The following is a 15,119-nucleotide window of genomic DNA, read 5'->3' as shown; positions in this document are numbered from 1 at the left end:
AGGTGGTTAATCTTTTGCGAACATTTTCCTTTATTCAACATATGGTGCTTCTTGATCTTAACTCAGGAAATGAGATCGGGAAAGTTTGTGATTTATGTATTTCCAAAGAAGGGAACGTTACGGGCTTATTATGTGAATGCAATGGATTATTTAAAAAACGTCGTTTCCTTCCGTTAGAAAGCATTTACTCGATCGGTAAAGAAGGGATTATGATTGATCGTGATTGCTTAATGACGATGGAAGATGATTTTTTTGATTATACTCTCCATAATCAAAAGAGCATTAACGGGCGTATGACCTATACCAAAACCGGAGATCGTTTAGGCTTATTAAGTGATGTTTATTTTCAAGAAAATTTGGGCACAATTGTAGGGGTTGAAATATCGGATGGTTTCTTTTCAGATTTAATGGAAGGAAAATTAATCGTTCAAACAGATAAACCGCCTACAATCGGAAAAGATGCCATCATCGTAGAGACAAATGATTAGCGAGGTGGCTTTCTTTGTTAAAGTGCCCAAATTGTCATAGCAAAGATATAGGGAAAATTGGTATTAATCAATATTACTGTTGGAACTGTTTTATTGAACTATCTATTTCAAAAGGAATCATCCATACTCATCAAGTGGAAGAGGATGGTTCACTTTCATCTTTAGACGACTTGTTCGATGAAAATGAAAGAAGATACAGTATTTAGATCTTCCACGTTACATCTTTACAGATAAAGGAGTGGAATCGAATGAACAAGTTGATGAGTTCATTAATTGGTATTGGAGCAGGCATTGTTGCTTTAAATATGATGGGAAATGAACGAACAAAAAAGTTACAAAAACAAATGAAACGTGTTTTGAAACGTAATCCATTATTTTAAAGATTAGAGGGTGGTTCATCCATCCTCTTCTTTTTTATTTCATTAGATAAAATTATACATAATGAAAGACAGCCTAAACGAATGGTTCGTATATTTTTCAATCGCTTTCCTCAACATAATTGGTAAAGGGGGGAGCGCATGATGGATATAAAAATTAAATGGTATTATCGACTTGGTTTTCTTCTTCTTTTGTTTGTCGTGATTTACATTTTTTTAAAATTAAAACCCCTTTGGCAACCACTTGTTCAAATGTTATTTTCGGCGATTACCCCTTTTATCGTAGCAGCGTTCATTGCGTATTTATTACATCCGATTGTCAATAAATTAATCCTCGCAGGATTTAAACGTGTATTTGCAGTTATTTTTATTTATGTTTTATTTTTTGGAGGGGTAGGATTTGCGTTATATAAAGGAATTCCTATTATTCTTCATCAGCTGAAAGACCTTTCCGACAATGCTCCCTACTTATCAAATCAATATGAGAAATGGATGGGAATGATCGAAAAGGAAACGTCTGGCTGGCCACATGTCTTACGAAACCAAATTAAACAGGTTATAATGGCGATTGAACATGGGTTTGAAAATTTATTTCGCTCCATCATGAAAGGGATCTTTTGGATTTTAGATTCATTTATTGTTATAACATTAATCCCCTTTATTGCTTTTTACATGTTAAAAGATTTCGATCGAATTAAATTATCCGTTTGGTATTTGACTCCGAAACGTTGGAGAAAGCAAGGAACAAAGTTTTTAAAGAGCCTTGATGAAACACTTGGGAATTATTTACGAGGACAATTAACTGTGTGTGCTGCAATTGGATCGATTTCAGCGATTTTATTTTGGATGATTGATTTAAAATATCCTTTATTATTAGGTTTAGTGATTGGGATTACGAATATCATTCCTTATTTCGGTCCAATTATCGGGGCGATTCCGGCGGTTGCAGTTGGATTTATGACATCCGAAAAAATGGTTCTTTGGGTGATTGTCATTATTTTTGTCTTACAATTTTTAGAAGGAAATATATTATCGCCATTTATTGTGGGGAAAAGCTTGCATATGCATCCTTTGCTCATCATCTTTGCTCTATTGCTAGGTGGAGAAATAGGAGGAATATTAGGCTTAATCGTCGCCGTTCCAATATTGGCTACGATTCGAACTGCTCTTATTCAATTATTAACAAATGTATATAAAAAGGAGAGTTCCACCACGAATTGACAAACGAATTGAACATGCATATAATTTCCTCTATAGAGAAGTGAATACGTTGATCGAAGAAGGATCGAGTATGTTATAGTCCATCTAAAGAGAGGAATTTCCTTAGGCTGAGAGAAATTCTAGATGAAGGATAACAGAATGCTAATCTGGAGAGCAGGGAAAAACTGCCGTTAACCACGTTACGGTTTTTAAGGTGATGATTAGAATCTTCTAATCATAATCAGGGTGGTACCGCGAAGAACTCTTCGTCCCTGTGATGGGATCAAGAGTTTTTTTTATGCCTTACAATACATCGATACATAAGGAGGAATTAATCATGAAGCAATTGACCGGTGCAGAGATTCGAAGAATGTTTTTACAATTCTTTGAAGAAAAAGGACATAAAATTGAACCTAGTGCATCACTGATCCCACATGACGATCCATCCCTTTTATGGATTAATAGTGGAGTAGCAACTTTAAAAAAATATTTTGACGGACGTGTCATCCCTGATAATCCACGGATTACAAATGCACAAAAATCCATCCGTACAAACGATATTGAAAATGTGGGGAAAACAGCAAGACACCATACTTTCTTTGAAATGTTAGGGAACTTTTCAATTGGTGATTATTTTAAAGATGAGGCGATTATTTGGGCTTGGGAATTTTTAACAAGTCCAAAATGGATTGGCTTTGACCCTGATCGTTTATCCGTGACGATTCATCCGGAAGATGATGAAGCTTACAACATTTGGAAAGAAAAAATCGGTCTTTCTGATGATCGAATTATACGATTAGAAGGAAACTTCTGGGATATTGGAGAGGGACCTAGTGGACCAAACTCAGAAATTTTCTATGATCGTGGTCCGGAATATGGTAACGATGAGAACGATCCAGAATTATATCCAGGCGGGGAAAATGACCGTTATTTAGAAGTATGGAACTTAGTATTTTCACAATTTAACCATAATGCAGACGGTACTTATACGCCACTACCGAAGAAAAATATTGATACAGGTATGGGGCTAGAGCGAATGGCTTCTGTTGTTCAAAATGTTCCAACGAATTTTGATACGGATCTATTTATTCCGATCATTCGAAAAACTGAAGAAATTACTAATAAAGAATATCGAAAAAATGCAGAAGATGATGTTGCATTCAAAGTTATTGCTGACCATATCCGTACGGTTACGTTTGCACTTAGTGATGGAGCGCTCCCATCCAATGAAGGTAGAGGATATGTTTTACGCAGATTGATCCGCCGTGCAATTCGTTATGCAAAAGGTTTAGGAATGAATGAGCCATTTATGTATAAATTGGTTCCGGTTGTAGCAGAAATCATGGAAGATTTTTATCCGGAAGTAAAAAGTAAAATAGAATTTATTCAAAAAGTAATTCGAAATGAAGAGCAAAGATTTTATGAAACATTAAATGAAGGTTTAGCAATCTTAAGTGAAATGATTGAAAATGAGAAAAGTAAAGGTAATAACGTATTGTCTGGTAGTGATGCTTTTAAATTATATGATACGTATGGATTCCCAGTGGAATTAACAGAAGAATATGCGTTCGAAGAAGGGATGAAGGTTGATCTTGAAGGATTCGAACGTGAAATGAATGAGCAACGTGAACGTGCAAGAAAAGCTAGACAAGAAGTCGATTCCATGCAGGTACAAGGTGGAGCATTAACAGATATTAAAGTAGAAAGTAAATTTGTTGGTTACGATACTCTTCATGCAGATGCGACGATTGAAGTAATGGTAAAAGACGGTCAAATCGTTGAGCAAGCTCAAGAAGGGGATGAAGTTCAAATTATTCTTGATGTGACGCCGTTTTATGCTGAAAGTGGCGGACAAATTGCTGATCATGGACACATCTACAGTGATATAACAAAATTAGAAGTCAAAGATGTACAAAAAGCACCGAACGGACAGCATTTACATCGATGCATTGTTGTTTATGGTTCTATCCAAAAAGGAGATAAAGTAAAAGCTGAAGTTGAAAGTCAAACAAGAACGAAAGTCATTAAAAACCATTCAGCTACTCACTTATTACATCAAGCATTAAAAGATGTACTTGGAAAACATGTCAATCAAGCAGGTTCATTAGTGGAAGTGGAACGTCTAAGATTTGATTTTTCACATTTTGGACCAGTAACAGAAGAAGAAATTGATAAAATTGAAAAAATCGTTAATGAAAAGATTTGGGCACGTATTTCCGTAGAAACGTTTTATAAGCCAATTGACGAGGCAAAACAAATGGGAGCAATGGCATTATTTGGAGAAAAATATGGGGATATCGTACGTGTCGTGAAAATGGGTGATTACTCATTAGAATTATGCGGTGGTTGTCATGTAAGCAATACGTCAGAAATCGGTTTATTTAAAATCGTTTCTGAAACTGGAATTGGTGCAGGAACTCGAAGAATTGAAGCAGTTACAGGGGAATCTGCTTATCGTTATATGACAGAACAAATGGAAATATTAAAAACAACAGCTGCTAAACTAAAAACAAAAATAAAAGAAGTTCCTGTGAGAATCGATGCCTTATTATCAGAATTGAAAGAACTTCAACGTGAAAATGAATCACTATCAGGAAAGCTAAGCAATATCGAAGCAAAAAATTTAGTCGATCAAGTGAAAGACATCGATGGAAAGAAAGTATTAGCAGCAAAAGTTTCTGCTTCTGATGTCAATCAAATGAGAAGCATGTTGGATGATTTGAAGCAAAAATTAGGCTCTGCAATCATTTTATTAGCAAATGTTCATGAAGGGAAAGTTACGTTTATTTCTGGTATTACTAAAGATCTCGTCGATCAAGGTTTCCATGCCGGAAAGCTTGTCAAAGAAGTTGCTTCTATCTGTGGAGGTGGCGGTGGTGGCCGTCCAGATATGGCACAAGCAGGTGGAAAAAATCCAGAAAAATTAGCAGATGCCCTCAAAGTTGTAGAAGAATGGGTAAAAAGCGTTTAATATTTTGTGGAACTGGTGTAAAATGAAGGTAACAATTGACATCATCCGACACGTCCATTGAATGAAAGAGAGGTGCGAAGATTTATGAGCTCCTTTGATAAGACGATGCAGTTTCATTTTCCAGATGAACCTTTTGAACATGACGTGAAGGAGATTTTATTAACCGTCTACGAATCCCTTCGTGAAAAAGGCTATAATCCAATTAATCAAATTGTTGGATATTTGTTATCTGGGGATCCTGCTTACATCCCAAGACATAACGATGCAAGAAACTTAATACGAAAGTTGGAACGTGACGAAATTATTGAAGTATTGGTAAAGTCTTATATTGAAAAGCATCGAGAGGAAAAGGAATGAGAATTTTAGGTTTAGATGTAGGTTCCAAGACAGTTGGAGTCGCCATAAGTGATGAATTTGGATGGACTGCCCAAGGAATAGAAACAATAAAAATAAATGAAGATGAAGATGAGTATGGATTGGACCGCATTGGTCAAATTATAAAAGAATATGGAGTTTCTAAAATTGTCGTTGGCCTGCCTAAAAATATGAATGGTACGATAGGTCCTCGAGGAGAAGCAAGCCAAAAATTTGGTCAATTATTAGAGAAAACGTTTCATATCCCAGTCGTTTTTTGGGACGAGCGTTTATCGACTATGGCCGCTGAACGAGTATTATTGGAAGCTGATATGAGTAGAAAAAAAAGAAAAAAAGTCATTGATAAAATGGCAGCTGTCATGATCCTGCAAGGGTACTTAGACAGTGTAAAATAAAATTCACGGAGGGATTTATTATGGAACATGGTGAAAATCATATTACAGTTATAGATGAAGAAGGCAACGAGCAACTTTGTGAAGTTCTATTTACTTTTGAATCAGACAAATTTGGAAAATCATATGTGCTATATTATCCAATTGGTGCGGATGAAAACGAAGATGAAGAAATTGAAATTCATGCATCAAGTTTTATCCCTGGAGATAATGAAGAGGGAGAATTAATGCCGATAGAAACGGAAGAAGAATGGGACTTAATTGAGGAAATGCTAAATACATTTTTAGAAGAAGAGGAAGAATAATTAACAAAACGTTTTAAACATATAACTGTTTAGGAATTGCACAGGGACTTAAAGCAATGTAAATAAAGATGTTTCAGAAAACTGTCCAAGGGTGGGCTGCCTTATTCCCTGGACAGTTTTTTCATGTTTACATGTTATGATCGAATATCGTTGTAGCTTTTATAGAAATTTGTAGTATAATGGTTGCTGAAGTATAGAATATGCCGTTTTTTTACATATTGTGGTCTCTCAAGGGGAGGAGGAAATGAATTTTGTCAAATCGTGACAATGATCCTAAAAAAATTGAATCTTTATTAAAAAAGCAAAAAGAAGCAAAAATTGTTCGACGAATCGTTTTATGGATATCGCTAGCGATATTTTTAATATTGGCAGGAAGTATTACGGGAGGATTTTTATATGTAAAATCTGCATTAAACCCTCTTGATCCGGATGACAATCAAAAGCGTAAGGTCGAAATACCAATCGGTTCGAGTTCTTCAGACATAGGAAAGATTCTCGAGAATAAAGGAATAATTAAAGACGCTACAATATTTAAGTATTATATAAAATTTAAAAATGAATCAGGTTTTCAAGCAGGTATGTATGAGCTTTCCCCGTCAATGGAGTTGGATGAAATCATTGAAATTATGAAAACTGGGAAAGTCGTAAATGAAGTTGCTATAAAAATTACTATACCTGAAGGACAAAAAATTGAAGAAATTGTGAAAACGATCGCTAAAGAAACGGGATATTCAGAAGATGAAGTAATGGCGACAATAAATGATGAATCGTTTCTTCAAGAATTAATGAATCAATATCCTGCTTTATTAACGGAAGACATTTTAGGAGAGAATGTAAAGATTCCGTTGGAAGGATATTTATTTCCAGCGACGTATTCTTTTGAATCTGAAAAACCTCCATTAAAGGAAATTATTACTACGATGGTAAATCAAACGCAAATAGTATTAAATAAATATTTACCGATCATGAAAGAACGTAAACTTTCTGTACATGAATTATTAACATTTGCGTCATTAGTTGAAGAAGAAGCGACAGAAAAGGCGGATCGAAATAAAATTGCTAGTGTCTTTTACAATCGTTTAGCTACCGGGATGCCGCTACAAACGGATCCAACAGTATTGTATGCTCTAGGTGTACATAAAGAGCTAGTCACTTATAAAGATACAGAAGTTGTAGATCCTTATAATACGTATATCCATACTGGATTGCCACCGGGACCAATTGCCAATAGCGGTGTGATTTCCATTGAGGCCGTTTTATATCCAGAAGAAACCGATTATTTTTATTTCTTAGCGACTAAAGATGGGGAAGTACTGTTCTCAAAAACATTGGAAGAGCACAATGAAAAGAAAAGAAAATATTTATTAAATTAATATAATTTTTTCAAGAAGGGAAAATGTTTTTGTTTCCCTTCTTTTATGATAAAATAAATATCGTTTTATTAATTCCATTGAGGAGGAACTTACTCTTGCTATTTCATCCTTCGCTTCACCAATACTTATCTTCAACCATTCCAAAAAGGGATTCTTTTTTTCAGTCGTTAGAAGAATATGCGAAAGACAATCAAGTTCCGATTATGGATCCGATAAGTATGGAGGTATTCATCCAACTGCTCCGAATAAAAAAAGTAAAAAAAATTTTAGAGATTGGAACAGCTATTGGGTATTCAGCCTTGCGTATGGCTGATGCGATCCCAAACTGCCAAATTGTTACTTTAGAGCGGGATATAGAGCGTTATCATCAAGCAGAAGAAAACATTTCAAAGAAAGACTGTGGCGGACGAATTAAGATATTGTACGGGGATGCCTTTGATTTAATAAACGAAACTGTCCAATACGGTCCATATGATTGCATTTTTATCGATGCAGCTAAAAGTCAATACCAAAAATTTTTTGAAAGCTTTTCTGATCAATTGACGAATGACGGAATGATCGTATCTGACAATGTTCTTTTTCGCGGATTCGTTTATGAAGAATCACATGACAAAAGATTAAAGAAAATGGCTGCGAAAATTCAAGGATATAATCAATGGTTATTAAATCATGAACATTTTCATACGGTTATTCTACCTGTTGGTGATGGAATAGCCATTAGTGTCCCTAAATAACAGAGAAATAAGACACCAACGAATGTGAAAGGAGACGAGCAATGAGGCGTAAACCAGTAGTCATAGGGGTTGCCGGAGGATCAGGCTCGGGGAAAACTAGTGTTACAAAAGCTATTTGTGACCGCTTTGGTGACCAATCTATTTTAATGATTGAGCAAGATTATTATTATAAAGACCAATCTCACTTGCCATTTGAAGAAAGGTTAAAAACGAATTACGATCATCCGTTTGCCTTTGATACAGACTTGTTAATTGAACATATTCAAAAACTTTTAAGATACGAACCAATTGAAAAGCCAGTGTATGACTATGCTAGACATACACGTTCAGATCAAGTTATTCAAGTGGAACCGAAAGATGTTATTATTTTAGAAGGAATTTTAGTATTAGAAGATGAAAGATTGCGCAATTTAATGGATATTAAAGTATTTGTTGATACAGATGCAGACTTAAGAATTATTCGCCGATTATTAAGAGATATAAAAGAACGAGGACGATCTCTTGAATCTGTGATAGACCAATATGTTTCAGTTGTTCGTCCGATGCATAATCAATTTATAGAACCAACAAAAAGGTATGCGGATATTATCATCCCTGAAGGTGGTCATAATTACGTAGCCATCGATTTAATGGTAACAAAGATACAAACAATTCTTGAAGAAAAGTCATTTTTATGAAACAATATCATAGATAATGATAATAACATGTCCCCGTTCTAATACGGCCTTTTTCCTAGAAAGGCCGTTTCATTCTATCGTATTTTATATTTATCATCTAATATTAAGCGGGATAGAGAAAGATAAAGGAGTGTGTCTTATGTCAAACGAGAAAAAGTATCCAATGACTAAAGAAGGGAAGGAGAAACTAGAACAAGAACTCGAACATTTAAAAACCGTAAAAAGAAAAGAAGTTGTTGAAAGAATAAAAGTTGCTCGCAGTTTCGGAGATTTGTCAGAAAACTCCGAATATGATTCCGCAAAAGAGGAACAAGCATTTATCGAAGGTCGAATCAACTTATTAGAAAATATGATCCGCAATGCTGTAATTATTGAAGAGAGTGAGTCAGACATTGTCACTCTTGGAAAATCAGTAACATTTATTGAGTTACCTGACGGTGAAGAAGAGACATACACAATTGTTGGTAGCGCAGAAGCGGATCCTTTCGAAGGGAAAATCTCCAATGACTCTCCAATTGCAAAAAGCTTATTAGGGAAAAAAGTTGGAGATGAAGTAACGGTAAACACTCCAGGTGGAGAAATGGTTGTAAAAATCGTAAATATAAAATAAAGAATTGGAAGGGTGGCTATAATGGTCAACCCTTCTCTTTTGTATAGATGGAATGTTTTTTATCAACATCGCCTCGTCCCACGCCGTGTTTCCTTTATCTTAGTTTAGGAGTGTCTCCCGTTCCTTTGCTACTAGGCGCTCGCCTTCACTTTTATAAAAGTCCGTCTTTTTTTTGTATAAAATGAATGGTTTCCCGTCAAAAATGGTACGGGGTGTAAAAAACATGGTACATAAACGAATAAAATCCATTTCGATTGTCATCATGATTGGCATTTTTTTGTTAATTGGAAGGCTTGTTCATATTCAACTATGGAAAACGGAGTCTTTTACAAAGAATCATTATAATTTAATTGAAGAAAGTGTGAAACAACGGACCCAAGAAGTAATTATTGATAACGGGAGAGGAAAATTTTACGACAGAAATTTAAAACCATTAACTCACGAATCAGTGCCAACACTAGTACTATTTCCTTTTTTAAAGCATATGAATTGGGATGTAGAAAAGGTTGCTTCAATTATTAATGTTCAACCAGAAGAACTGGTTCAAGCAATTGAAAATGCAAAGGAACCAGTTGTTTTTGGTAATAATGATTCTATTTCATTAACGAAAAAACAAATGGAGGAAATTAACGATCTAAAAATTCCGGGAGTATTTGCCGTCGATAAGCAATGGACACAAACGATCCCGTTAGCAAGCCAATTAATTGGAATAACCGGTCAAAATGTGGAAGTGTTAAAACAACGTTATCCTGAGCGAAACTTATCTAAGGATACTGAAATTGGAATATCTGGATTACAAAAAAGCTTTGATGAATTTTTAGTACAGGATGAAAGCACAAAATTAGTTTATCATGTCGATGGTTTAGGGGGGCCATTATTTGGAATAGATGTGAAACTAGTGGGAGAAGCAAATCCCTTCTACCCTGTCAAAATATTAACTACGATTGATCGCGATATTCAAAAAGAGGCAGAAAACCTTGTAGACAAACATAATATAAAAAAAGGCGGACTTGTATTAATCGATATTGAAACGAATTCTATATTAGCAAATGTTTCAAGGCCAAAAATTGATGAAAAAGACCCCTATAAAGACAATGGTGTTAAGAATTATATGATAAGTACACAAATCCCAGGATCCATCTTTAAAACGGTCATAGCTGCTGCCGCCATCGATTATGGATTAGTTTCGGAGTCAAGATTGTTTAATTGCAGTCAAACAATTACTGGAGAACCCGACCCTGTTTTTCAACATGGGGAGTTAGATTTTAAAGATAGTTTTTCGCGAAGCTGTAATTTTACATTTGGACAATTGGCTAGAGAGTTAAATGAAATTGATTCGATGATTATTGAAAATTATGCGGAAAAACTAGGTTTAACAAGCGAAGTCGGATGGAATGGAGATGTATTTCATTTATCGGGATTTAAACAATTGAATGAAGAAGAAATCGGGCAAGTATATGGAAATGACGAAGAACGTTATGATAAAAATTACGCTGCTCTAAGCGGAATTGGCCAAAATAATGTTCGAATTTCTCCATTAGCTGCCGCAAATATGATGGCAACCATTGCTAGAGGTGGAGAGAAGCAAATGGTTCGTGCAGTACAATCGATTCAATATAAAAATGGAACTACTATGTATCTATTTCCACAAAAGAAATTAAAAGGAGACACGCTTAAACCTTATACAGTTATGAAGCTGCAAGAGCTTTTAAAAGAGGTAGTTGATTCGCCAAATGGTACAGCACACGCTTTACATTCTCTTCCCTATCAAGTAGCCGGAAAATCAGGTACAGCTGAATTGAATCAATATAAAGACGGTAAACAGTTACATAATAAATGGTTTATCGGTTATTTTCCGTTTGAAAAACCGAAATATGCACTAGCTGTTGTCAACTTGGACGTATTTTCCAATGAAGGCTCAGTTTTACCTCTATTTGCGGATATGGTAAATTATTTATATCAATATGATCAAACCGTACAATCGAAAATAAGCCCTCTTCGTTGAACGTCATTTTATCTAGTAAAGGAGGAGAGACTTGTGGAGGAATTTCCAAACGGTTTTAGACGATCTCGATTAGAGCAAACAAAAAAAAAGCGTGAGAACTTTTTATTAAATATGGCGATTGCGATCGTTACTATATTAATTATCATTATTGGTGGAAAAATTATTTTTGACAAAGAAGAACCAAAAGATCAAGTAGCAGAGGAACAAAAACAAGAAGATAAGGAACAAAAGAAGACTGAAACATCCGAGAAAAATGCTGAAAATAATGAACAAACGAATGAACAAACGAATGAAGATGAATCGGAAAATGATTTAGAAATAGAAACAGAAGAACAAGCTGAAGAAGCGGGAACGATTGTTCAAAATAGCAATGATCCGAATGTTCAGCAAGTCATCATCGATCCCAATTGGAAGCCGATTGGAACTGTGCAAACGGGTGAGCATGTTACGACATATGATCAAAACAGTGTAGACTGGCAGGAGATGGAAAAGGCGCTTGCCTATGGTGCTAACATTCCGCATGAAAATATGGTTGTTTGGTGGCTTGAAAATGGTGGATCTCCAGAACTTGCGGTTGGGACTATATCTACTAATGACAATCATGAGCAAGCATATCGTGTTTACATTGAATGGGTTGACGGTCAAGGTTGGAAACCAATCAAAGTGGAACAATTGATAAAAAATGATAAAAAACAGTAACATAAAGCCTCTTTTTCCATGGGGCTTTTCTTTTTTTGAACATAACAAGGTGGTGTGAGATGAGGAAAAAGACATCCGATTTAAGTGGATGTCTCATACTTGATTTACATTCTTTTATAATGAACAACAGCAGAGTATAGTTTTTGACCGTTTTCACTTACATACATTTGATGGGAGACAGAATGAACAGATAAAAATATGGCGCGATTATGTTCGATTTGTTCATTAATTTTTTTCTCGAGTGCTTCTAGTGAAGTTGCTTCATAAAACTCAACTTTATCATCTATAAATTGGAGCTGAATATTCATATGATCTCTCCTTTAAAAAATTTTAATATAAGTGACAAAGTAGAAATATAGGGTAATGGAATGATAAAATAATTTCTGGTAGTTGTAAAGAATATATTTGGTCAAGAAATGAGGGATTCACAGTGAGAATTGGAATTATTGGAGCAATGGAAGAGGAAGTTAAAATTTTGCGTGATGCGATGACAAATAAAAAAGTAGAGACAATTGCTAATAGTGAATTTATCTCTGGAACTTTAAATGGAAAAGAAGTCATTCTTCTTCGCTCTGGGATTGGTAAAGTGAATGCAGCCATGACGACTTCTATTTTAATTCAAACCTATCAGCCTGATTATATTATTAATACGGGATCTGCTGGTGGTTTAAACCCAGAATTACAAGTAGGAGATGTAGTTATTTCAACAGAAGTTCGTCATCATGATGTCGATGTAACAGCATTCGGATATGAATATGGACAAGTACCGCAACTTCCTCCTGCGTTTAAAGCTAATCAAAAATTAGCGGAAATAGCATGGAAAAGTTCTCAAGAATTAAATGTTCAAACGGTTAAAGGCTTAATCGCTACCGGGGATTCTTTTATGAATGATCCTGTAAGAGTTGAAGCGATAAAAGATAAGTTCAATGATCTTCAAGCGGTTGAAATGGAAGCGGCAGCTATTGCTCAAGTAGCTTACCAATTTGGGGTACCATTTGTTATTATTCGTTCCTTATCCGATATTGCTGGAAAAGAATCTGATATTTCTTTTGAGCAATATTTAGATCAAGCGGCAAAAAATTCCGCTGATTTAGTAATGAAAATTGTTACGAATCTTTCTTAATATAAAAATTTACAATAAATCTTTTATCATCTTGGAGTGATCCTAGGAGGAAAAACATCTTACTTGAAAGATGTTTTTCCTATATTTACATTCATCCATATTGATTTTTGTATGTTAATCTATGTATATACCAAAAATCGAATGGGTGATTATTTTGAAAAAAGATACGGATGCTTGGAAAGGAAAAATGGAAGATTACAAACGTTTTGGTTTTATTTTACTTGCAGTAAGTGCCTTTTTCTATTTCGGTTTATTAATTAGAGGATCAGAGTTATTAAACATTCAGCTCTTCACATTGATCATATCCTCAATCATTTTTATCTTACTATCCGGAATCTTTTTATATAAATCCTCTCAATATAAGAAAAAATTAGATGAACTAGAAGAAGATATGTAATGAACCCCCTTAAAAAAGGGGTTTTTTGTTCATAAAAAATTTTCTAAAAACTATTTACAAATGTAAAAATTTTGGATATACTTACCAAGTGAGCAAAATATTAATGATAATTAAAGGAGGTCGAATACTATGATTAAAGGAATTCAACATATCAACAATTTCATATCGATGTTACAAATACGTGTTCGACCGGTAAATGTGCTTTCAATATAACGATAAAGGACATTTATGCCGTGAGATACATGTATCTTGCGGCTTTTTTATGCCCTTTATACTTTGAAAATGCCGCAACACGTGTGTTTGCGGTTTTTTTGTGCCTAAATGAAGGAGGTGATTTTATGACAATAACGATATTTTCGTATAAAATTACGATTTCAAAGCAAAATCGTTCGATTGAAGAATTGATTCGAAAAGAAACAACTCAAAAATTATATGAAAATACAAAAACACTTTATTTTGAAAGAAATTTACGTTTATTTTAATCAATGCATAAAGAAAGGATGAGAATAGATGTTGAAGAATAATAGAAAGTGGCAAAAATGGATAAGGATTTCGGAAAATAGCGATTAGCCTGTTTTGTAGGTGATACTATGAATGCAAAAGCAATCATTATTCCATTGAGTTGGTTGAGTTGGTGGAAAAAGATGAAAAAATATTTTGCTCACAAAATTGACAAGATTCAGTAACAAATCGTTCACACGTATCATCTAAACTTTACTTTCTAGCATGATACACTAATAGTAGAAAAAGATGTTACGAGGTGAACAAAAATGTTTATGATCGTTATGGGACTTATTGTAACAGCCGCCATTTCTCTTGTTATTTCAGCCGAAATAAGTGTTGAAGCATAAAAGATAATAAAATTAATGGAGAGATAAAAACGGTAAAACACCCCCTCTACGTAGTAGAAAAAGCCGGTGAAATTTCTATAATGAAATTTCACTGGCTTTCCTTTTACAAATAAAAAAAGGACTCCTTTGTTATGATTGTCTATCGTTTGCTGAGAAATCGTTCATTTTTCCTTAATTCCCAGATCCAAAATATAAAAAGAAAGAAGGAGGAATTGACCCCTTTGAACTGAACCCCGAATAGTAGACACTTTAAAAAAAGTGGACCTATTCGGGGTTTTTCCATTTTAGCGTGCCCAGCTAAGCTGTTATCTGCTAGTTGGTGCAAGTCCAACCCGAGTAAGTGCCAAGACGCTCGGTAGCTGACAGGCAACTGGTGGAGAAATCCTAAGGTTGAAGCCCTGTGACAAAGTAACTCTCTTGGAGAGTGCGAGCAAATCAACAGACCGTAACATAAAGTGAATCCTGCCGCCTCGTCAAAAGAGACCTCCTATGGAGGACAAAGGGAAGTCGAGCCTGGTTAGATTGGGCGAAGACCACGGAAG

General features: G+C 34.9%; 18 protein-coding genes and 1 other annotated feature. Of the genes, 17 read left to right on the top strand and 1 reads right to left on the bottom strand.

Features of this window, described 5'->3' with window-relative positions:
- The first annotated feature begins 14 nt into the window (after positions 1–14).
- The 14 genes from AC3ASS_RS03380 (at position 15) to AC3ASS_RS03315 (ending at position 12,206) form a co-directional block, all read left to right on the top strand.
- The gene (locus AC3ASS_RS03380) at positions 15–488 is read left to right on the top strand and encodes a PRC-barrel domain-containing protein (protein ID WP_488282104.1); all 474 of its coding nucleotides are present in this window, start codon (positions 15–17) and stop codon (positions 486–488) included.
- A gap of 14 nt (positions 489–502) precedes the next feature.
- Positions 503–694 carry a hypothetical protein gene (locus tag AC3ASS_RS03375; RefSeq protein WP_488282103.1) on the top strand — a complete coding sequence of 64 codons (192 nt, stop codon included), beginning with the start codon at positions 503–505 and terminating at the stop codon, positions 692–694.
- A gap of 42 nt (positions 695–736) precedes the next feature.
- The gene (locus AC3ASS_RS03370; RefSeq protein WP_488282102.1) at positions 737–868 is read left to right on the top strand and encodes a DUF3918 family protein; all 132 of its coding nucleotides are present in this window, start codon (positions 737–739) and stop codon (positions 866–868) included.
- A gap of 141 nt (positions 869–1,009) precedes the next feature.
- The gene (locus AC3ASS_RS03365) at positions 1,010–2,086 is read left to right on the top strand and encodes an AI-2E family transporter (RefSeq protein ID WP_488282101.1); all 1,077 of its coding nucleotides are present in this window, start codon (positions 1,010–1,012) and stop codon (positions 2,084–2,086) included.
- Positions 2,087–2,133: 47 nt separating this feature from the next.
- Positions 2,134–2,342, top strand: a binding site (T-box leader).
- 60 nt (positions 2,343–2,402) lie between these two features.
- A complete protein-coding gene (gene alaS / locus AC3ASS_RS03360) occupies positions 2,403–5,036 on the top strand; it encodes an alanine--tRNA ligase (protein ID WP_488282100.1) in 2,634 nt (877 codons plus the stop codon).
- Positions 5,037–5,120: 84 nt separating this feature from the next.
- On the top strand, positions 5,121–5,393 hold the full coding sequence (locus AC3ASS_RS03355; protein ID WP_488282099.1) for an IreB family regulatory phosphoprotein: 273 nt from the start codon (positions 5,121–5,123) through the stop codon (positions 5,391–5,393).
- Complete coding sequence (ruvX, locus tag AC3ASS_RS03350) at positions 5,390–5,806, top strand: Holliday junction resolvase RuvX (protein WP_488282098.1); 417 nt, start codon at positions 5,390–5,392, stop codon at positions 5,804–5,806. Before AC3ASS_RS03355 ends, ruvX begins: the two co-directional genes overlap by 4 nt.
- A gap of 20 nt (positions 5,807–5,826) precedes the next feature.
- Positions 5,827–6,108 (top strand): DUF1292 domain-containing protein, encoded by a 282-nt coding sequence (locus AC3ASS_RS03345; protein ID WP_488282097.1) that lies wholly within the window; start codon positions 5,827–5,829, stop codon positions 6,106–6,108.
- A 251-nt stretch (positions 6,109–6,359) separates the two neighbouring features.
- Positions 6,360–7,481, top strand: coding sequence for an endolytic transglycosylase MltG (mltG, locus tag AC3ASS_RS03340; protein ID WP_488282096.1), 1,122 nt, complete (start codon positions 6,360–6,362; stop codon positions 7,479–7,481).
- A 95-nt stretch (positions 7,482–7,576) separates the two neighbouring features.
- Positions 7,577–8,215, top strand: a complete 639-nt coding sequence (locus AC3ASS_RS03335; protein ID WP_488282095.1) for an O-methyltransferase — start codon at positions 7,577–7,579, stop codon at positions 8,213–8,215.
- A gap of 41 nt (positions 8,216–8,256) precedes the next feature.
- Positions 8,257–8,892, top strand: a complete 636-nt coding sequence (gene udk, locus AC3ASS_RS03330) for a uridine kinase (RefSeq protein ID WP_488282094.1) — start codon at positions 8,257–8,259, stop codon at positions 8,890–8,892.
- 139 nt (positions 8,893–9,031) lie between these two features.
- A complete protein-coding gene (greA, locus tag AC3ASS_RS03325) occupies positions 9,032–9,502 on the top strand; it encodes a transcription elongation factor GreA (protein ID WP_488282093.1) in 471 nt (156 codons plus the stop codon).
- A gap of 223 nt (positions 9,503–9,725) precedes the next feature.
- On the top strand, positions 9,726–11,507 hold the full coding sequence (locus tag AC3ASS_RS03320; protein WP_488282092.1) for a peptidoglycan D,D-transpeptidase FtsI family protein: 1,782 nt from the start codon (positions 9,726–9,728) through the stop codon (positions 11,505–11,507).
- A gap of 33 nt (positions 11,508–11,540) precedes the next feature.
- Entirely contained in the window at positions 11,541–12,206 is a 666-nt protein-coding gene (locus AC3ASS_RS03315; protein WP_488282091.1) for a YrrS family protein, read from the top strand.
- A gap of 104 nt (positions 12,207–12,310) precedes the next feature.
- Here AC3ASS_RS03315 and AC3ASS_RS03310 read toward each other — a convergent pair whose 3' ends face one another.
- On the bottom strand, positions 12,311–12,514 hold the full coding sequence (locus AC3ASS_RS03310) for a DUF2536 family protein (RefSeq protein WP_488282090.1): 204 nt from the start codon (positions 12,512–12,514) through the stop codon (positions 12,311–12,313).
- A gap of 122 nt (positions 12,515–12,636) precedes the next feature.
- Between AC3ASS_RS03310 and mtnN the strand changes: the two genes are divergently transcribed.
- The 3 genes from mtnN (at position 12,637) to AC3ASS_RS03295 (ending at position 14,208) form a co-directional block, all read left to right on the top strand.
- Positions 12,637–13,329, top strand: a complete 693-nt coding sequence (gene mtnN / locus AC3ASS_RS03305) for a 5'-methylthioadenosine/S-adenosylhomocysteine nucleosidase (protein WP_488282089.1) — start codon at positions 12,637–12,639, stop codon at positions 13,327–13,329.
- A gap of 154 nt (positions 13,330–13,483) precedes the next feature.
- Positions 13,484–13,726 carry a YrhC family protein gene (locus tag AC3ASS_RS03300; RefSeq protein WP_488282088.1) on the top strand — a complete coding sequence of 81 codons (243 nt, stop codon included), beginning with the start codon at positions 13,484–13,486 and terminating at the stop codon, positions 13,724–13,726.
- A gap of 338 nt (positions 13,727–14,064) precedes the next feature.
- Positions 14,065–14,208, top strand: a complete 144-nt coding sequence (locus AC3ASS_RS03295; protein WP_488282087.1) for a YrzI family small protein — start codon at positions 14,065–14,067, stop codon at positions 14,206–14,208.
- The last annotated feature ends 911 nt before the right edge of the window (positions 14,209–15,119 follow it).

The sequence above is a fragment of the Bacillus sp. JST-5 genome (assembly GCF_057747715.1).
The sequence above is the reverse complement of the archived record's forward strand: the minus strand, read 5'-3'. Positions and strand labels throughout refer to the sequence as shown.